This is a genomic window from Streptomyces fagopyri (assembly GCF_009498275.1).
In the GTDB taxonomy this organism is placed as follows: Bacteria; Actinomycetota; Actinomycetes; order Streptomycetales; family Streptomycetaceae; genus Streptomyces; species Streptomyces fagopyri.
Window position 1 is genome coordinate 2,066,804 of sequence record NZ_CP045643.1, and the last position, 17,038, is coordinate 2,083,841.

The following is a 17,038-nucleotide window of genomic DNA, read 5'->3' on the forward strand; positions in this document are numbered from 1 at the left end:
GAAGGCGGTCGCCTCGGCGGCGTGATCGCCGCGGCCATCCCGAACGGGTGACGGCCCAGCCGCAGCCCCGCGCCGGGCAGTTCCTCCGACCGCTTCCGGACAGGAGTTGAGGGCCATGGAGACGGACTCCCAGGCGTGGGACGAGGAGCCGCCCCGGCCCGTGGCGCACACGGAGGAGGACGACGACGCCCCCGGTCCCCGGCTCACCTCCTCCGGTGCCTCGGTCGATCAGGTACGTGACTACCTCAAGCAGATCGCCCGGGTCCCCCTGCTCGGCGCCGCGCAGGAGGTGGACCTGGCGAAGCGCATCGAGGCGGGCCTGTTCGCCGAGCGCAGGCTCCTGGAGGAGCCGGGCATCGACCCGGGGTTCCGGCGGGAGCTGGAGATCCTGGCCGCTGACGGGCACCGGGCGAAGTCCCATCTCGTGGAGGCGAACCTGCGTCTGGTCGTCTCCATCGCCAAGCGTTACAGCAGGCGCGGGATGCTCTTCCTGGACCTGGTGCAGGAGGGCAACACGGGTCTCATCCGCGCGGTGGAGAAGTTCGACTACGCCAGGGGGTTCAAGTTCTCGACCTACGCGACCTGGTGGATCCGGCAGGCGATCTCACGTGCTCTGGCGGACCAGAGCCGGACCATCCGCATTCCGGTCCACATGGTCGAGGTCATCAACAGGATGGCCAAGGTCCGCAGGGAGTTCATCCAGGACACGGGGGCCGATCCGACCCAGGAGGAACTCGCGAGGAAGCTGGACGTGCCCGTGGAGAAGATCACCGAGATCGAGAACTACACCAAGGAGCCGGTCTCCCTCCACACCCCCCTCGGCGAGGAGGGCGGTACCGAACTGGGTGACGTACTGGAGGACAGCGAGACCATCTCGCCGGCGGACATGGTCACCTTCCTGCTCCTCAAGGACGCCATCCAGGCCGTCCTGGCGAACATGACCGCGCGTGAGGCCGGAATCATCTCGCTGCGCTACGGCCTCATGGACGGCCAGTCCCGCACGCTGGAGGAGATAGGGCAGGTGTACGGGGTGACACGCGAGCGCATCCGCCAGATCGAGTCCAAGACGATGTCCAAGCTGCGTCACCCCTCACGCTCCGAGGCCCTCCGGGACTACCTCGACGTCAGCTGATCACCGGCGGACCCGGCCGTCCCCGGGTGCCCGCGGTGTCGGGGTGGGCGAGGCCCAGGTGGTCGTGGAGGGTGGTGCCCTCGTACTCCGTACGGAACACACCGCGCTCCTGGAGCAGCGGGACCACGGTGTCGGCGAAGGCGTCGAGGCCGCCGGGGGTGATGTGCGGGACGAGGATGAAGCCGTCGGAGGCGTCGGCCTGCACGAAGTCGTTGATCGTCTCGGCGGCGGTGGCCGGGGAGCCGGCGAACGCCTGCCGGTCGGGACGCGGGAACCAGTACTGGAACCTGTCCCACTCGAAGAACGGGTGGGTCGCCAGGCCGTGGACGATCTGGGCGACCAGGGCCAGCACGATCGCCGAGACGATCCAGCGGCCCGGCCGGCCTCGGCTCGGCCACGGGAGCGGGAGGCGGTCTTCCCCTGGCCCGCGTGCATCGCGGTCACCGTCACCGTTCCGGCCCATGGGGCCTCGTGCTCACCGGAGTTGCTCCGGTCCGATCCGGCGTGGGTCAGGCACGGCCAGGAACGGGTGTCGACGCTCGGAAGCCCGGACGACCACGTGGTGAGACCGCGCGGGTGCCTTCTTGACGAGCCCACGGAGCGGACCGAGACTGACGGGGACGGTCACGATTGTCAGCGCCCTTCGCCCGGTTCCCTCCGTGCGTCGCGGTTGATCGGCCCCGGCCCGCTGACAGGCAACCCTTCCACCGCGACGGGGTGCCCCGGGTGACGACCGGGTCCCGCCGGAGCGGTGGGGCAAGCGTGGTCTCGCCTCTCGCGAGCCCCGGACACGGGAGCGACAGGAATGACCGGAAAGGGCACGAGCGGTCTCACCAGGCGCCTGCACATCGATCTGCAGCGGGTCTCCAGCGCCTGCTAGGCGGGTGGGGAGAGTCCCGTCGGCCGCCCGGAGGGCGGGCCTCGCGGAGTCCGGTGCGTGCTCTCGGCGTGCCGGACGGAAGTCCGTGTACCGGACGTGACCGGGGTTCCGCCCGGTGCGGGGAGAGGGCGCACCAGGAGTCGTGAGGCATCCGCGGCTTTCGTGACACGCCCTGGTCCGCGGTCCGGACGGTACGTCAGCGCAGTCACCCCGTCCCGCCGCTGCCGCCCCGGGTGGCAGGGCTTCGTCGTCCCCCTGGAGAGTCATGCCCGAGACAGCCTCGCTCAGTCCGGCCGCCCCCGCCTCCACCCGCCGCGCCCCGGCCTCACCCGCCACGGGGGCGGTCGCCGCCGCGTCCCCCCGGGCCGCCGCACCCTCGCGTGGACACCGCATCCGCAGCCGCATCGGTGTCGGTCCGGCCGGCGGCTTCTATCCCGCGCCGCACCGCTATCAGCTGTACCTCTCCGAGGGCTGTCCGCGCTCGCTGCGCGTCTCGATCACCCTCGGGCTGCTGGGACTGCGTGACTCGGTCACCACCACGCTGCTGACGGGGCCCTCCGGGACACCGGACGCCCGCGTCGCGCTGCGGGCGGCGTACGAGGCCACCTGGCACCACTACGACGGTCCGCTCACCGCGCCGGCACTGTGCGACCGCTGGAGCGGACGCATCGTCAGCAACCACACCCCCGACATCCTGCGCGACCTCGGTGAACTTCCGGGCTGCCGCGACGCCGCCGGGCTCCCCCGGCTGCATCCGCCGTCCCTCGCCGCGGACATCGACACGTTCCGCGCCTTCCTGGACCGCGGCCTCACCCCGGACGCCCCGCCGACGGCACGGTCGGCCGCGCTCGGTTCGCTGGATCAGCGGCTCGCCGCGCGGACACATGTGCTGGGTGGCGAGTTGACGGCCGCGGACGTCGACCTGTGGGTGGCCCTCACGCGCCTCGGCGCGGAGGACGCGCTCTCCCCGTACGGCCGTCTGCGGGACTACGTCCGCCGACTGGGCGCCCATCCGGTCTTCCGTGAGGCGACGCAACTGGTCTGACGGCTCGTCAGACTCTCTCGCCGGACGCCGTCGTCCGCCTGCCCGGCAGAACGCGGACCCGGGACGGCCACTGCCCGCCGCCGCACGGACGGCGGGCGGTGATCCGCCGGCTCAGCCCTTGACGCGGGTGAAGACGAGGGTGCTGACGACAGTGGTCAGGCCGCGGAGCATGCCCATCTGGTTCCAGCCCATGTCGAACTGGTCGCGGTCCACGGTGAACTCCGCGACGAGGGTGACGTCTTCGGCACTCGCCGCGGTGACACGGGCGACGACGGGCTGCGGCCTGGTGACGCCGCGCACGGTCAACTGCCCGGTCACCGCGACGGTGTCGTCCTGGGCGACCACCGCGTCGTCCACCGCGAAGGTGATCGTGGGGTGCCGTTCCGCGTCGAAGAGGTCGGCCGAGCGCAGGTGCTTGTCCCGCTTGCCGTTCTTGGTGTCGAGGGACGCCACGTCCAGGGTGACGGTGCCGTGGGCGGTCCCGTCGGACCGCACCTCGCCCTCCCCGGCGACAGCGGCGAAGACGCCCTTCACCGTCACCAGTCCCCACATCGTCTTGTGCCGGATGACGACGCTGGTGCGGGCGGGGTCGAGCTGCCACAGGCCGGTTTCGACGGCGACGGTCATGAGAGTTCTCCAGACGGTTAACGATGAGAGGTGGCGCACGGGCCGTGGGACAACCAGGAGTCATCCAAATTTGGACGATCACAGGCTAGCCCGTTCTTCAAATTTGGACAACCGGTAGACTGTGACACCATGGCCGACTTCCTCGCCCCCGCTGACCTGCCCGAACACGAGCAGGCGGCCGACGACGGCCTGCTGCCGAGCGAACTGCGGTCCTGGATGCGGCTGTTGGCGGCGGCCGGGGCGATCGAGCAGCAGTTGCGCGCTCACGTCAAGGACGCCCTCGGTGTCTCGCACGACGAGTTCCTGGTGCTGTGCCTGCTGGCCGACCAGCCCGGCTCCAGCCTGCGCATGACACAGATCGCCGAACTGCTGGGCCGCCCCAAGACACGGCTGACCTATCAGGTGGCCTGTCTGCAGCACGCGGGCCTGATCACGCGGCGCTCGGCGTGCGGGGACAAACGGGGTATCGAGGTGGCGCTCACGGACAAGGCGCGCACGCTGCTGAGCGAGTCCTCGCGCCCGCTGGCCGACGCCGTCTCGCAGGCCATCGCCCGAACGGCCTGCGCGCAGCGGTACGAGCAGCTGCACGACTTGCTGCCGCCCCCAGAGGCCCCCCATGACGGTTCACGTGCGGCGGGCGGCCCGGCAGGACCGTGAGCGACGGCCCCGGGGACCGGCTGCAGGGCCGTGACACGGCGCACCCGCCCGCGCCACGGCCCGGAAGCGCGCGAAGCCTCCCCCGGACGGCCTCGCGGGTCAGAAGCCGGGAAAGACGCGTCGCAGGTCGTCCAGCGTGAGGGCGTCCCCCTTCAGGTTCACCTCGGCCGGGGTGTGGGCGGGGGCGTGGCGGCCGGAGACGAGACGCAGCCACCACTCGGCCGGGGCGCTCAGTACGGCGTCGGGCTCGGCGGGCTCGTCGACGAGCGCGACCGAGTCACCCAGGTCGAGCCCGAACGAACGCGTCGGAGAGACCGTCCGCACGGCGATACGGGCGTGGCGGCCGCCCAGGGCGTCCGCCTTGCCGAGGAACCCTATGAGGAGGCCGGCCTGGGTGAGGAGCGGCTCGGTCGCCACCGGCAGCAGCACCGCCGTCGGGTCGAAGGCGACCTCGACGTCCCAGGTGTGGTGGGTGAACTCGCTGAGCCGCAGGCCCGCCAGCGTCGCGACGTCCACGGGTGCCGGCATGAAGCCGAGGTCCACGCGGAGTTCCTCACGGGCCCGCGCGTCCAGCGCCTCGTAAGCGCGTACGAGCCGCTCGTCGGCGTGCACGAATCCCTCGGCGCGCTCGGCCGGGGACATCGCGTCCCAGCGCGCCCACACGGACTTGTTGAAATCGCCGTCCCGCGGTCCGGTGCCGTTCAGCGCGCCCTCCAGGGTCGCGCGGCCGATCTCCGCGCCGCTGCCCAGGTGGCTGAGGACCTGGGACACGTCCCACTCCGACGCGCCCGAGCGCCGGGTGAGGTCGGCGGTGGCGAGCCCGTGCACCACGGAGGTCAGGTAGTCGTGTCCGCCGCGCAGCGCGGCGATGGTCTGGTCGGCACGGTCTGTCATGTCTCGGCTCCGGGGAGGGGTGGGATGGTGCGGGAACCGTACCCAGGACGGTCACGGTGTCCAAGGGGGTGGGGGGTGACAGGGGCGGCGATCGGCCATGGGGATGGTCGTCCGCGGGCCGCGTGATGGCGCGCTCGCACGACGAGTACGACGAGTACGACGAGTACGACGAGTACGACGACGACCGCGGATACGACCGGTACGACCGGTACGACGACCGCGGATACGACCGCCGGGGCGCGGGCGCCCTCCGCTCGCCCCGGTCCCGCACCCGGCGAGTCGCTGAACACGGTGGCGCCGCACCCCGCATCCTGGCCTGGCGGGCGCGTCCCGCCCGCCCCGTCCCGCCCGCGCCCGACCCCCAACCACGGAGGACCATGGCCGCCGACGGCACGCCCGCTCCCGACCACGCCCCTGCCCCGGCCGGTGCGGCGGCCCTCCTGCGGCGCCCCAGGCTGTGGCTGCTGCCGACCGTGCTGAGCGGGCTGCTCTCACTGCTGCTGGCCCTCCTCTACATGGGCGGCATCCTCAATCCGAACGGCGCCCTGCGCGACCTGCCCATCGGTATCGTCGACACCGACCAGGGCAGACCGATGCCCGGACAGACGACGAACCTGGGAGCACAGCTCACCCGCGCGATCGTCGCCGACACCTCAGGCAAGGCCCGCTGGCAACGGCTCACCCGCGCCCAGCTCCAGGACAGACTCACCGCCGGAAAGATCTTCGGCGCGCTGGTCGTCCCCGCCGACTTCACGGCCTCCGTCACCGCGCTCACCACCTCGGACGCGACGGCCCGGCCGAAACTGACGGTCCTCACCAACCCGGGTCTGGGCAGCCTCGGCTCCTCACTGGCGAGCCGGATCGCCCAGCAGACCGCCCAGCAGGCCTCGCTCACCGTCGGCAAGCGGCTCACGGCCTCCCCCGCGGCCGCGGACGCCGACTCCACGACCCGTCTGCTGCTGGCCGACCCGGTGACGGTCACCACCGAGGTCGGCCACCCCATCGGTGAGCACAGCGGCCTGGGCCTGACCGCCTTCTACTACACGCTGCTGCTGGTCCTGGCCGGGTTCCTGGGAGCGAACGTCATCAACAACGGCGTGGACACCGCGCTCGGTTACGCCGACACCGAGATCGGCCCCTGGCACACCCGCCGCCCCACCGTGCCGATCAGCCGTACCCAGACGCTGCTGCTGAAGATGGGCATGACCGCGGGCATCTCCGTGCTGACCACCACGCTGGTGATGGTCGCCGCCATCGCGATCCTCGGCATGGACGCCTCCCACCTGCCACTGCTGTGGATCTACTCCTACTGCGCGAACGTCGCGGTCGGCCTGGGCGTCCAGGCCATCAACGCGGCCTTCGGGGGGATCGGCCAGCTCGTGTCCATGTTCGTGTTCATCGTGCTCGGCCTCCCCTCGTCCGGATCGACCGTCCCGCTGCAGGCCGTCCCGGGCTTCTACCGTTTCCTGAGCGTCTTCGAACCGATGCGCCAGCTCGGCGGTGGCGTCCGCTCCATCCTCTTCTTCGACGCGCGCGCCGACGCCGGTCTCGCCCGCGCCTGGCTCATGATCGCGGTCGGCACGGCGGTCGCCCTGCTCTTCGGGCTCGCGATGACGCGCTACTACGACCGCAGGGGCCTGCACCGCCTGACCCCGCAGCCGGCCTGAGCGGGCTCGGGAAGGCACGCGGACACGAGCACCCGGAGGACCCCCGAGGTCCCTGGCACCGTGTACGGGTGATCACGAGCACCGCGTACGGGTGCGGACCTGCGCGGCCGGGGCGCCGGGGCCGGAACAGCCGGCCCGGCGCCCCGCGCCTGTCATCGGTGGTCGCCGGGCGTGTTCCCCGCGCCCGTCACCCGGCCCGGTACGGGGGCGAGCAGGAGGTTGGGGTCGGTGGCCGTCGTGTACGCGGCGCTGAGGACGTAGAGGGTGCCGCGGCGCAGCGCGACCGAGGTCGGGTTCTGCAGTCCGTCCGCCGCGGTGAGCACGGTCGAGGAGGTGCCGTCGCGCCGGATCCGCACGACCGTGCCGGGCCCGTCGAGCGCGGCCAGGATCTCGTCGCCGCGGCCGGTGAAGGCGAAGTCGTCGATGCCGGTCAGACCCGTCGCCGTGGTGCGGACCGGTCCGGGCCGGCCCCCGGGTCCGAACGGGATGCGCAGCACGGTGCCCCCGTCGAGGTTGGTGGCCCACAGCGCGCCGCGGTGGATCTTCAGGCCGTTGACGCCGAGGAATCCGGTCGCGGCGAGTTCGGGAGCGGCGGACCAGGTGGTGGGGTCACCGCCCGTGGTCGGCACGGTGAGGATCTCTCCCCGTACGGAGTCGGCGGCGTAGAGCCTGTGGTGGCGCTCGTCCAGCACCAGTCCGTTGGGCAGGCCGTCGGCGCGGAGTGCCGCGATGCGGTGCGGGGTGCCGCCCGGACGCAGCCGCCACACGCCGGTCAGGTCCGGGGTGCCGCTGGCGTAGAGGAAGTACAGCGTGCCGTCGTGGGCCCGGACGATGCCCGTGGTCAGGGCGAAGCCGAGGGCCGGGGTGTGGACGCCGCCGTCGGCCGGTGCCGGCAGGGTGGCCAGGACGCGGATCGCGCCGGCCGGGCTGACGGCGGCCACCTGACGGGCGGCCGCGAACGTGACGTCGGCCGTGCCGTCGGGCTCCAGCGCGATGTTCTCCGGCATCTGTCCCCGGGCGAGGTCGAAGTGCGCGGCGATACGGGGCGTCGCGACCGGCCTTGTCACGGCCGGTCCCGTCGCCGCCGTGGCGGAGATCTCGGTGAAGGCCGTGACCGCGGTCGTCGCGGCGAGGGTGACGGCACAGGCGAGTACGGCCAGTTTGTTTCTCATGTCCTTCTGTTTCCTTCACAAGGGTTTTCGGGCGCACGGCATCGCGTGCGCGGTGCGGGGCGGACGGATTCTCCGGATGTGTCCGGACGGCCGGACTGCCGGACTGCCGGACTGCCGGGTTGCCGGACGCCGGGAACCGCGGGCGTCCGGGGGTGCCGAGGGGAGGGGAGGCTCGTGCTAGGCGGGGGCGCGCCCCGGGGACCTGGCCGGTCGCACGCCCTGCCGGTCGGCGCCGGCGCTGTGCACGAGGAGCGTCATGGCGGCCCGTGACGGTGAGTGCGCCTCGGTGGTCGCGATGACGACGGTCAGGCCGTCCTCGGCGTGCAGCGTCTGCTGCGTGACATCCATGGCACCCACCAGCGGATGCCGCATCCCGTAGCCGGTCGCTTCACTCGTCTTGACCCGGTGGTCCGCCCACATGGAGGCGAACTCCTCGCTGCCGAGAGTCAGTTCACCGACGAGTGAGGCGAGGGCCGGGTCGTCGGGAAACCGGCCGGACGCCAGCCGCAGGGCACCCACCACGGCTCTGGCCTTGGCCGGCCAGTCCACGTAGAGATCACGGGTGTGCTCGTCGAGGAACACCAGGCGCGCCATGTTCGGCCGCTCCCCCGGCCGTTCCGGTCCCTCCGGGTCGAGGTGACCGGCGTACAGCGCGTGCCCGGCGCGGTTCCAGGCCAGGACATCACCGCGCCGCCCCAGCACCACCACGGGTACGTCGTCCAGCGCGGCCGTCAGCCGCGCGAGGGCCGGTGACACCCGTTCCGGCTCCGGCCGGCGTGCGCGGGTCCGGCGACGCGCGCCCGCGGCCAGTTCGAGCAGGTGCCGGCGTTCGGCCTCGCCGAGTCGCAGTGCCTGCGCGATCGCCTCCAGGACCTCCGGGGAGGCGTTGGACTGCCCCTGCTCCAGCCGCGCGTAGTACGACTGGCTGACACCCGCCAGCTGGGCCAGTTCCTCGCGCCGCAGCCCGGGCACACGGCGTCGGTCGCCGTAGGTCACCAGGTCGAGATCCTCGGGCCGCACCTGGGAGCGGCGTGCCCGCAGGAACTCGCCGAGCTGTCGTTTTCCGTCCATGCCCCGAGTATTGGACTCCCCGGCACCGGCCTACCACACCCTGTCCGGGATACCCGGGCGGGCGGCGACCCGGACCTGTGGGGGGGCCGCGTCCGCGTACAGTCCGGGCCGGTCACCGCGGACACGGCAGTCACCACGGCCCGGTCACCGCGGACACCGCGAGCGTGCCCATGATGGCAGCATGACCCGCGTCGCCATGTTCTCCCGGCCAGCTCTCCGGAGGTCCGTCCGATGACCGAGCTTCCCCTCGCCGGCATCACCGTCGTCAGCGTCGAGCAGGCGGTGGCGGCGCCCTTCGCGACCCGTCAACTCGCCGACCTCGGCGCTCGGGTGATCAAGGTGGAACGTCCGGGAGAGGGCGACTTCGCCCGCCGTTACGACACCACCGTGCACGGCGAGTCCAGCTACTTCGTCTGGCTCAACCGCTCCAAGGAGTCACTGACCCTGGACCTGAAGTCGGCGAGGGGACGCCACATCCTGGAGCAACTGCTGGCCGGCGCCGACGTGTTCGTACAGAACCTGGCCCCCGGAGCGGCCGCCCGGCTCGGCCTCGACGCCGCGTCGCTGAAGGAACGGCACCCGTCGCTGATCCCGTGCGCCATCACCGGTTACGGCTCCGACGGGCCGTGGGCCGACCGCAAGGCGTACGACCTGCTCGTGCAGTGCCAGACGGGCCTGGTCTCCCTGACGGGCAACGAGCACGGCGCCGCCCGGGCCGGGGTGTCGGTCGCCGACATCGCCGCGGGCATGTACGCCTACTCGGGCGTCCTCACCGCCCTGTTCACCCGCGCCACCCAGGGCGTCGCCCGCGCCGTGGAGGTGTCGCTCTTCGAGGCGCTGGCCGAGTGGATGAGCCAGCCCGCCCTGTACACGCGCCACGGCGGCACCCAGCCGCCGCGGATCGGCACCCGGCACGCCACCATCGCCCCCTACGGCACGTACCCGACGGCGGACGGCAAGGACGTGCTGCTCTCCATCCAGAACGAGCGCGAATGGGTCGCGCTGTGCGAGCGGTTCCTGGAGCGGCCGGACCTCGTCCAGGACCCGCGCTTCGCCACCGGTCCGGACCGGGTGACCCATCGCGACGCGCTCGACGCGATCGTGGCCGAGCGGTTCCGCGCGCTGGACGGTCAGGAGGTGCGCGAACTGCTGGACGCGGCGGGCATCGCCAACGCCGGCGTCAACGACGTCGAGGAGTTCCTCGCCCATCCGGTCCTCCGTGAACGGGGCCGCTGGCGCGACGTGCGGGTGCCCGGAGCCGTGGTGCCCGCGCTCCTGCCGCCCGTGGACCTCGCCGGAGTCGACCCCCGCATGGACGCCGTACCCGCCCTCGGCGAGCACACCGAGGACATCCTCACCGCGCTCGGTCACGCTTCGGCCGACATCGCCGCCCTGCGGGCCGACGGCGTCGTCTGACCCACCGTCACCGTCGCATCCGGGGAAGCCCCTCCGGCCCGTGGCCCCCTTGCCGGTGCGGGGCGGGGCGCGCTCCCCCGGGACGCCCGCCGGACCGCGCCTCGCGACCCGGCGTCGTCGTCACGGTGATCACCGTGACGGTCGTCCGGGGCCGCGCACCCGCCGGAGCGCCGCCGGTGACACCGGAACCGCCCCCGTGGGCACCCCGCCGCCGGGGTCAGGCGACGCCCGCCGCGTCCAGAAGCAGGGTGACGGTCGTCGTCGCCAGTCCGTCGTCCAGCGTCTCGATCCGGGACCCGGCGCGGGCGCTCGCGCCGTCGAAGACCAGCATCAGCTGCCGGGCGAGGAGCCCCGCGTCGCGTGCGCCCCCCAGCTCGGCCTCGGCCCGGAACATCTCCTCGAGACGGTCCTTGGCGGTGCCTGCCACCACGCTCGCCGGGTGCTCGGGGTCCTTCAGCTCGACCAGCGCGGCCAGGAAGGGGCAGCCGCGGTACTCGGGGCGCGTGGAGAAGTACTCCACGCGCTCGAAGACGCGCAGGACGCGCTCGCGGGGCGTCGCGTCGGCCGCCGAAGCGGGCGAGAGCTGCTCCTCGTAGAGCGGGATCCGGCGTTCGAGACTCGCCGCCAGGACCTCGTCCTTGCCGGCGAAGAGCTGGTACATCGACCGCTTCGAGACGCCGGCCGTCCTGCACAGGGCCTCGATGCCCACGGAGACGCCCTGACTGTAGAAGAGGTCGGCCGCGGCGTCCAGCAGCCGGTCCCTCGTGGACGCCTTGTCTGTAGTGGCCATACGGGAAGGTTACCGCGCGGGAACGCCACGGGGAAACCGATCGGTCTACCGCACGTGAGTGGGCGTCGTCACATGCGACGGGGCACTCGTGACAGGTCACTGAACAAGCGCTTGGATAGTGACGTTCACAGAGTGCGCCCGCCCGCCCTCACCCGCACCGCGCTGGAGGCCCCGTTGCTGTTCACATCCGTCGACGACGTCTCCGCGCGCCTCGCCGAGACCGGCTATCTGGCGTCGCCCGCGGTCGCGACCACCGTCTTCCTGGCCGACCGGCTCGGCAAACCGCTGCTGGTGGAGGGCCCCGCCGGGGTCGGCAAGACGGAACTCGCCAAGGCCGTCGCCGAGGTGGCCGGGGCCCGGCTGATCCGGTTGCAGTGCTACGAAGGGGTCGACGAGTCCCGGGCGCTGTACGAGTGGAACCACGCCAAGCAGCTGCTGCGGATCAGCGCCGGCCGCGACGAGACGTGGGACGAGGCCCGCACGGACATCTTCAGCGAGGAATTCCTCTTGCCCCGGCCGCTGTTGACCGCCATCCGCGGCGACGGCCCCAAGGTGCTGCTGATCGACGAGACCGACAAGGCCGACGTCGAGGTGGAGGGCCTGCTGCTCGAGGTGCTCAGCGACTTCCAGGTCACCGTCCCCGAGTTGGGCACGATCACCGCGACCAGCCGGCCCTTCGTGGTGCTCACCTCGAACGCGAGCCGTGAACTGTCCGAGGCGCTGCGCCGCCGCTGCCTCTTCCTCCACATCGGCTTCCCCGAGGAGGAGTTGGAGCGCCGGATCGTACGGCTGAAGGTGCCGGGCCTGGACGAGGCGCTGACCCGGTCGGTGGTCCGGGTGGTCGGCGCGCTGCGCGAGATGGATCTGCGGAAGGTCCCGTCGGTCGCCGAGACCATCGACTGGGCGCGCACCCTGCTCGCGCTCGGCGCCGGCACCCTCGACGAGTCGGTCGTACGCGACAGCCTCGGTGTCCTCCTCAAGCACCAGGACGATGTGCTCAAGGCGGCCGCCAAGCTCGATCTGGACGCCATGTGAACGCGCCGGCCGGAGTGACGCGACGGCTGACGGAACTCGTCGGCGCGCTGCGCTCGCACGGCGTACGGATCGGCACCGGTGAGACGGTGGACGCCGCCCACGCCATGGAGGCGCTCGGCCTCACCGACCGGGAACGGCTGCGCGAGGGACTCGCCGCCGCGTTGCTGCACAGTACGGCACAGCGCCGGGTCTTCGATCCGGCCTTCGACCTGTACTTCCCGCGGCTGGCCGGGGTGCCGGAAACGGGCGCGGCGGGCGCCGGCGCGCCCGCCGCCGACCGGGCGGAGCTGCGGGACCGGCTCGCGGCCGCGCTCGCCGGCGACGACACCGCGCTGCTGGCCCGGTTGGCGGTGGAGGCGGTGGACGGCTTCGGCGGATACGGCTCCTCGCCGGGGTCGGACGGCTGGTCCTCGTACCAGACGCTCGACCGGCTGCGGCCGCAGACCCTGCTGGCGCGCGCCCGGGACGACGTCCGGGCACGGAACGGTGCAGCGGGGTTCACCGACCGGCTGCTGGAGGACGAGATCCGGCGGCGCATCGAGACCTTCCGGGCCCTGGTCGCCACGGAGGCGCGGCGCCGGGTCGCCGAGCGGCGCGGCCGGGACGAGATCGCCCGGAGGGCGGTGGCCCCGACGGTCGACCGGGTGGACTTCCTGTTCGCGGGCCGGGACCGGCTCGCGGAGCTGCGCGGGGTGGTTCAGCCTCTCGCGCGCAAGCTGGCCACCCGGCTCGCCGCCCGCCGCCGCCGTGCCGCCCGGGGCACCATCGACCTGCGGCGGACCTTGCGCGCGTCGTTGTCGACGGGTGGGGTGCCGATGCGGCCCGTGCTGCGCCGGCGACGGCCCGTCCGGCCCGAACTGGTGCTGCTGTGCGACGTGTCGGGGTCGGTGTCGGGCTTCTCGGACTTCACGATGCTGCTGGTGCAGGCGCTGCACGACCAGTTCAGCAAGGTACGGGTGTTCGCCTTCGTCAACCGCGTCGACGAGGTGACCGGGCTGCTGGTGCGCGGTGCGGCCGATCCGGCGGGGCTGGGCGCCCGGATCCGGGCGGAGGCCACGCTGACCGGCTGGCACGACAGCAGTGACTACGGTGTCGCGTTCGGAGAGTTCACCGAGCGCTACGCCGACGCGGCGGGCTCGCGCTCGACGGTCTTCGTCCTCGGTGACGCCCGTACGAACATGGGCGACCCGAACCTGCCGGCCGTACGGGACCTGTGCGAACGGGCCCGGCGCGTCTACTGGCTGAACCCCGAACCCCGGTCCCAGTGGGGCACCGGCGACTCCGCCGCGCCCGAGTACGCCGGACTCGTCGAGATGCACGAGTGCCGCAACGCCCGGCAGCTCGGCGACCTCATCGGCCGCCTGCTGCCGGTCTGAGCGACGGCCCGGGCCATGTCCGTCCGGGTCACGTCCTCCCCGGGCCATCTCCGTCCGGGCCGTGTCCGTCCGGTCTGAGCGACGGTCCGGGCCCGTGGCCCCCCGGGCCCGTGTCCGCCCCGGTCGCGCGCGCTCGGGTCGCGCCGCACGGGGCGCGACCCGCCCGGGTCTCGTGCGCCCGGGGCGCGTCCGCCGGCCTAGGCCGTCAGCTGCGGGTACATCACGGCGATGTCCTCGGAGAGCTGGACCTTGACCTGCCGGGTGAGGTCGTCGGCCAGGACCTCGAAGGCGCCGGACGCGATGCCGTCGAGGGCCTGCGCGGCGACGGCGTCCGGGGACGACTTCGGCGCGTCGACGTGCGCGGCCATGTCCGTGTCGACGTAGCCGACATGGAGTCCGGTGACCTCGATGCCGCGCGGCTTCAGGTCCAGGCGCAGGGAGTTGGTCTGCGACCAGAAGGCGGCCTTGGAGGCGCTGTAGGAGCCGAGGACACCGATCCAGGACAGCACCGAGTGGACGTTGAGGATGTGGCCGCCGCCGTTGCGCTCGATGACCGGGACGAAGGCGCGGGTGACGAGGAGGGGTCCGTAGAAGTTCGTCTCGAACTCGCGGCGGACGTCCTCGACGGGGGACTCCAGGAAGTTCGCGTTCACGGAGGCACCGGCGTTGTTGATCAGGAGCGTGACGTCCTGCGCCTGCTCGGCGGCCGCGGCCACGGACGCGGGATCGGTCACCTCCAGGGCCAGCGGCACCGCGTCGGGGTGCGTGACGGTCCGCGGGTCGCGTGCGGTGGCGTACACCTTCTTGGCGCCGCGCTCGTAGAGGCCCTGGACGAGCGCCCTGCCGATGCCCCGGCTGCCGCCGGTGACCAGAGCGACCGAACCTTCGATGGATGTCATGAGAACTCCCCACAATGAGAAACCGATCGGTTTACCAACTGAGGTCAGCGTAAACCGATCGGTTTCCAAGGGCAAGCCGAACCCGGCCGCACCTCTCCGTACCTGTCCGCACACAGCGACGGCCGGGAACGTCTCGCGCCCGCCGACGGGCGGCGCGAGGCGTTCCCGGCCGTTCCCGGTCCCCCCGGACCGCCGCGAACGCGGGGAGGACCCTGGTGGTCAGGCCGTCGCGGCGGCCGCCTTCTCCTCCGCCCTGTCCCCCGCGAGTTCGGCGACCCCACCGGCGGCCGGTCCGGTCATCGCTTCCGCCGGGGAGGCGCTCTCGCCGGCCGCCGCGTACGCGGGCGTGGCACCCCGGGTCAGACCGACCAGCGCGACCGCCACGATCATCACGAACGCGACACCGGCGATCGCGAAGCTCAGGGTGAACTGGCTCTCGGCGGGCAGCGCGGGCACTCCGGCCGGCAGGTGCGCGATCGTCCTGGACGCCAGCAGCGAGGTGATCACCGCGCTGGCGATCGCACTGCCGACGGAACGGGAGATGGAGTTGAGCCCGTTGGCGATGCCGGTCTGGTGGTGCGGAACGCTCGCCACGATGAGGGCGGGCATGGCCGCGTACCCGAAGCTGACGGCCACACCGATCAGCAGGCCCGCGAGGATGATCGAGGCGGAGCTGCCGTGCGCGAGGGTCAGCCACGCGAATCCGGCGACGCCGAACACCGCGCCGACGACCAGGGTGAACCGCGCCCCGATCCGCCCGACCAGGATCCCGCCGAGCTGCGCGGCGAGCAGCGAGACGACCGTGGTGGGCAGCAGGTACTCGACCGAGGCGCGCAGGACCGAGGCGCCGAATCCGTACCCGGTCAGCTCCTTCGGCATCTGCACCAGATAGGCCACGCCGATGAACTGCGAGAACATCGCGAACCCGAGGAACAGACCGGCGAGGTTCGTGAAGAGCACCGGACGGTGGACGAACATCCGCATGTCCACCATCGGCCCGCGGACGCTCCGCTCCACGAACACCCAGACGGCCGCCATGACCACGGCGGCGACGAACAGACCCAAGGTGCGCACGGAGCCCCAGCCCCACTCGTGGCCCTGCGAGATCGGCAGCAGGAGCAGGACGAGCAGCGCGGCGAGCGTCACCGCGCCGAGCCAGTCGGTACGGCCACCGGTCGTCGAGCGCGAGGCGGGAACACGTACGAGGACGCCGACGAGGGCCACGGCGGCGAGGGCCACGGCGAGCCAGAACACCCGGTGGTAGTCGGGATCCGCGCCGCGGGTGAGCAGTCCGGCCGCCACCAGGGCGAACCCGCTGCCGACGGCGAGCGTTCCGCTGACCATCGCCATCGCGCCGTGCAGTTTCGCCGGCGGCATCTCCTCGCGCAGCACCGAGAGGGCGAGCGGGAAGATCGCGGTCGCCGCGCCCTGGAGCACCCGGCCGACGATCAGCCACAGCAGTGACGTGGTGGTCGCGGCCAGCACCGATCCGGCGATCATCAGCAGCAGAACCCCGATCAGCGTGGGCTTCTTGCCGTGCATGTCGCCGAAGCGGCCGAGCAGCGGGGTGAAGACCGCGGCGGACAGCAGGGTCGCGGTGGTGACCCAGCTGACGTTCGCGGTACTGGTGCCGAGGTCGCTCTGGATGATGCTCAGGATCGGTACGACGAGGGTCTGCATCATCGAGACGATCATGGCCGCGAGGCCGAGGACCAGGACGAGCGAGAGATCGCCTGCGGGGCGTGTCTGCGCCCCGCGATCGGAGGGTGTCACGGTGTTCTTTCCTTAGGAGCCCGGAAAACTGCATGCTCTTGAAGGTTGAGGTCTTCAAGTAACCGGAGAGAGGAAAGCACCGAAGGTTGAGGTAGTCAAGTTTCGGGTTACGCTGGGCCCATGTCCGTGACACCTGGAACGAGCCGCTCCGCCGAGGTACCGGACGGCGGGCACCCCGGCGTCTCCCATGCCGTACTGCTCGACACCCTCTGGGCGTCCATGGTCAGCCTCTACGCGGATCTCACCACCGCCGCCGCCGCGCACGGTCTGACCTACAGCCAGGCCAAGGCCCTCAACGTGCTGCGTCAGGGTCCCGTCCCCATGCGGTCCCTCGCGGACACGCTCCGCTGCGACGCGTCGAACATCACCGGGATCATCGACCGACTGGAGGCACGCGGTCTCGTCCACCGCGAGGCCAGCCCCACCGACCGCCGCGTGAAGAACGTCGTCCTCTCGGAGGAGGGCGCCGCCGTCGTGGTTCGCGTCCGCGACGGAATGCACGCCACCCACCAGGCCCTCGGCGCACTGAGCGACGCCGAGCGGGCCACCCTCGACGGCCTGCTCTCGCGACTGTTCCAGACCGACGGCCATCCCACCGCCTGAG

General features: G+C 72.2%; 15 protein-coding genes, 2 pseudogenes and 1 riboswitch. Of the genes and pseudogenes, 9 read left to right on the forward strand and 8 right to left on the reverse strand.

What is annotated here, in order from left to right; genetic code table 11:
* Window positions 1–94 precede the first annotated feature (94 nt).
* Window positions 95–1,132 (forward strand): annotated as a pseudogene (locus GFH48_RS08835) (RNA polymerase sigma factor); the annotation flags it as partial.
* Here GFH48_RS08835 and GFH48_RS08840 read toward each other — a convergent pair.
* Window positions 1,125–1,394 (reverse strand): annotated as a pseudogene (locus GFH48_RS08840) (F420-dependent methylene-tetrahydromethanopterin reductase); the annotation flags it as partial. The pseudogenes GFH48_RS08835 and GFH48_RS08840 overlap by 8 nt on opposite strands.
* Before the next feature lie 360 nt (window positions 1,395–1,754).
* Window positions 1,755–1,901, forward strand: a riboswitch (SAM riboswitch).
* A gap of 36 nt (window positions 1,902–1,937) precedes the next feature.
* Here GFH48_RS08840 and GFH48_RS40095 point away from each other — a divergent pair.
* Both GFH48_RS40095 and GFH48_RS08845 read left to right on the forward strand, forming a co-directional pair.
* Entirely contained in the window at window positions 1,938–2,012 is a 75-nt protein-coding gene (locus GFH48_RS40095) for a putative leader peptide (protein ID WP_381922322.1), read from the forward strand.
* Between the two features lie 265 nt (window positions 2,013–2,277).
* Window positions 2,278–3,057, forward strand: coding sequence for a glutathione S-transferase C-terminal domain-containing protein (locus GFH48_RS08845; RefSeq protein WP_153287736.1), 780 nt, complete (start codon window positions 2,278–2,280; stop codon window positions 3,055–3,057).
* Window positions 3,058–3,168: 111 nt separating this feature from the next.
* On the opposite strand, the gene GFH48_RS08850 is transcribed toward GFH48_RS08845, so the two are convergent.
* Complete coding sequence (locus GFH48_RS08850; protein ID WP_153287737.1) at window positions 3,169–3,684, reverse strand: YceI family protein; 516 nt, start codon at window positions 3,682–3,684, stop codon at window positions 3,169–3,171.
* A gap of 129 nt (window positions 3,685–3,813) precedes the next feature.
* Between GFH48_RS08850 and GFH48_RS08855 the strand changes: the two genes are divergently transcribed.
* A complete protein-coding gene (locus GFH48_RS08855) occupies window positions 3,814–4,341 on the forward strand; it encodes a MarR family winged helix-turn-helix transcriptional regulator (protein WP_153287738.1) in 528 nt (175 codons plus the stop codon).
* A 99-nt stretch (window positions 4,342–4,440) separates the two neighbouring features.
* On the opposite strand, the gene GFH48_RS08860 is transcribed toward GFH48_RS08855, so the two are convergent.
* The gene (locus GFH48_RS08860) at window positions 4,441–5,235 is read right to left on the reverse strand and encodes a maleylpyruvate isomerase N-terminal domain-containing protein (protein ID WP_153287739.1); all 795 of its coding nucleotides are present in this window, start codon (window positions 5,233–5,235) and stop codon (window positions 4,441–4,443) included.
* A gap of 377 nt (window positions 5,236–5,612) precedes the next feature.
* On the opposite strand from GFH48_RS08860, the gene GFH48_RS08865 reads away from it, so the two are divergent.
* Entirely contained in the window at window positions 5,613–6,902 is a 1,290-nt protein-coding gene (locus GFH48_RS08865) for a YhgE/Pip domain-containing protein (protein ID WP_153292796.1), read from the forward strand.
* A gap of 152 nt (window positions 6,903–7,054) precedes the next feature.
* Here the strand turns inward: GFH48_RS08865 and GFH48_RS08870 are convergent, their stop codons facing one another.
* Window positions 7,055–8,074 (reverse strand): hypothetical protein, encoded by a 1,020-nt coding sequence (locus GFH48_RS08870; RefSeq protein WP_153287740.1) that lies wholly within the window; start codon window positions 8,072–8,074, stop codon window positions 7,055–7,057.
* Between the two features lie 177 nt (window positions 8,075–8,251).
* Window positions 8,252–9,145, reverse strand: a complete 894-nt coding sequence (locus GFH48_RS08875) for a helix-turn-helix domain-containing protein (protein WP_153287741.1) — start codon at window positions 9,143–9,145, stop codon at window positions 8,252–8,254.
* 231 nt (window positions 9,146–9,376) lie between these two features.
* Here GFH48_RS08875 and GFH48_RS08880 point away from each other — a divergent pair, with 231 nt between their 5' ends.
* Window positions 9,377–10,561 (forward strand): CaiB/BaiF CoA transferase family protein, encoded by a 1,185-nt coding sequence (locus GFH48_RS08880; RefSeq protein WP_153287742.1) that lies wholly within the window; start codon window positions 9,377–9,379, stop codon window positions 10,559–10,561.
* A gap of 217 nt (window positions 10,562–10,778) precedes the next feature.
* Here the strand turns inward: GFH48_RS08880 and GFH48_RS08885 are convergent, their stop codons facing one another.
* The gene (locus GFH48_RS08885; RefSeq protein ID WP_153287743.1) at window positions 10,779–11,351 is read right to left on the reverse strand and encodes a TetR/AcrR family transcriptional regulator; all 573 of its coding nucleotides are present in this window, start codon (window positions 11,349–11,351) and stop codon (window positions 10,779–10,781) included.
* A gap of 177 nt (window positions 11,352–11,528) precedes the next feature.
* On the opposite strand from GFH48_RS08885, the gene GFH48_RS08890 reads away from it, so the two are divergent.
* Together GFH48_RS08890 and GFH48_RS08895 are read left to right on the forward strand one after the other, a co-directional pair.
* Entirely contained in the window at window positions 11,529–12,386 is an 858-nt protein-coding gene (locus GFH48_RS08890) for an AAA family ATPase (protein ID WP_153292797.1), read from the forward strand.
* Window positions 12,383–13,762 (forward strand): VWA domain-containing protein, encoded by a 1,380-nt coding sequence (locus GFH48_RS08895; RefSeq protein ID WP_153287744.1) that lies wholly within the window; start codon window positions 12,383–12,385, stop codon window positions 13,760–13,762. The genes GFH48_RS08890 and GFH48_RS08895 overlap by 4 nt, the downstream gene beginning before the upstream one ends.
* A gap of 197 nt (window positions 13,763–13,959) precedes the next feature.
* On the opposite strand, the gene GFH48_RS08900 is transcribed toward GFH48_RS08895, so the two are convergent.
* Both GFH48_RS08900 and GFH48_RS08905 read right to left on the reverse strand, forming a co-directional pair.
* Entirely contained in the window at window positions 13,960–14,661 is a 702-nt protein-coding gene (locus GFH48_RS08900; RefSeq protein ID WP_153287745.1) for an SDR family oxidoreductase, read from the reverse strand.
* A gap of 219 nt (window positions 14,662–14,880) precedes the next feature.
* Window positions 14,881–16,434, reverse strand: coding sequence for an MFS transporter (locus GFH48_RS08905; RefSeq protein WP_228120460.1), 1,554 nt, complete (start codon window positions 16,432–16,434; stop codon window positions 14,881–14,883).
* Between the two features lie 120 nt (window positions 16,435–16,554).
* Here GFH48_RS08905 and GFH48_RS08910 point away from each other — a divergent pair, with 120 nt between their 5' ends.
* Window positions 16,555–17,037 (forward strand): MarR family winged helix-turn-helix transcriptional regulator, encoded by a 483-nt coding sequence (locus GFH48_RS08910; protein WP_407698620.1) that lies wholly within the window; start codon window positions 16,555–16,557, stop codon window positions 17,035–17,037.
* The last annotated feature ends 1 nt before the right edge of the window (window position 17,038 follow it).

Bases quoted from the DNA above. Each gene is read 5' to 3' on its own strand.
- GFH48_RS08845 (WP_153287736.1), top strand. From the start codon at position 2,278: ATGCCCGAGACAGCCTCGCTCAGTCCGGCCGCCCCCGCCTCCACCCGC.
- GFH48_RS08850 (WP_153287737.1), bottom strand. From the start codon at position 3,684: ATGACCGTCGCCGTCGAAACCGGCCTGTGGCAGCTCGACCCCGCCCGC.
- GFH48_RS08855 (WP_153287738.1), top strand. From the start codon at position 3,814: ATGGCCGACTTCCTCGCCCCCGCTGACCTGCCCGAACACGAGCAGGCG.
- GFH48_RS08860 (WP_153287739.1), bottom strand. From the start codon at position 5,235: ATGACAGACCGTGCCGACCAGACCATCGCCGCGCTGCGCGGCGGACAC.
- GFH48_RS08865 (WP_153292796.1), top strand. From the start codon at position 5,613: ATGGCCGCCGACGGCACGCCCGCTCCCGACCACGCCCCTGCCCCGGCC.
- GFH48_RS08870 (WP_153287740.1), bottom strand. From the start codon at position 8,074: ATGAGAAACAAACTGGCCGTACTCGCCTGTGCCGTCACCCTCGCCGCG.
- GFH48_RS08875 (WP_153287741.1), bottom strand. From the start codon at position 9,145: ATGGACGGAAAACGACAGCTCGGCGAGTTCCTGCGGGCACGCCGCTCC.
- GFH48_RS08880 (WP_153287742.1), top strand. From the start codon at position 9,377: ATGACCGAGCTTCCCCTCGCCGGCATCACCGTCGTCAGCGTCGAGCAG.
- GFH48_RS08885 (WP_153287743.1), bottom strand. From the start codon at position 11,351: ATGGCCACTACAGACAAGGCGTCCACGAGGGACCGGCTGCTGGACGCC.
- GFH48_RS08900 (WP_153287745.1), bottom strand. From the start codon at position 14,661: ATGACATCCATCGAAGGTTCGGTCGCTCTGGTCACCGGCGGCAGCCGG.
- GFH48_RS08910 (WP_407698620.1), top strand. From the start codon at position 16,555: ATGTCCGTGACACCTGGAACGAGCCGCTCCGCCGAGGTACCGGACGGC.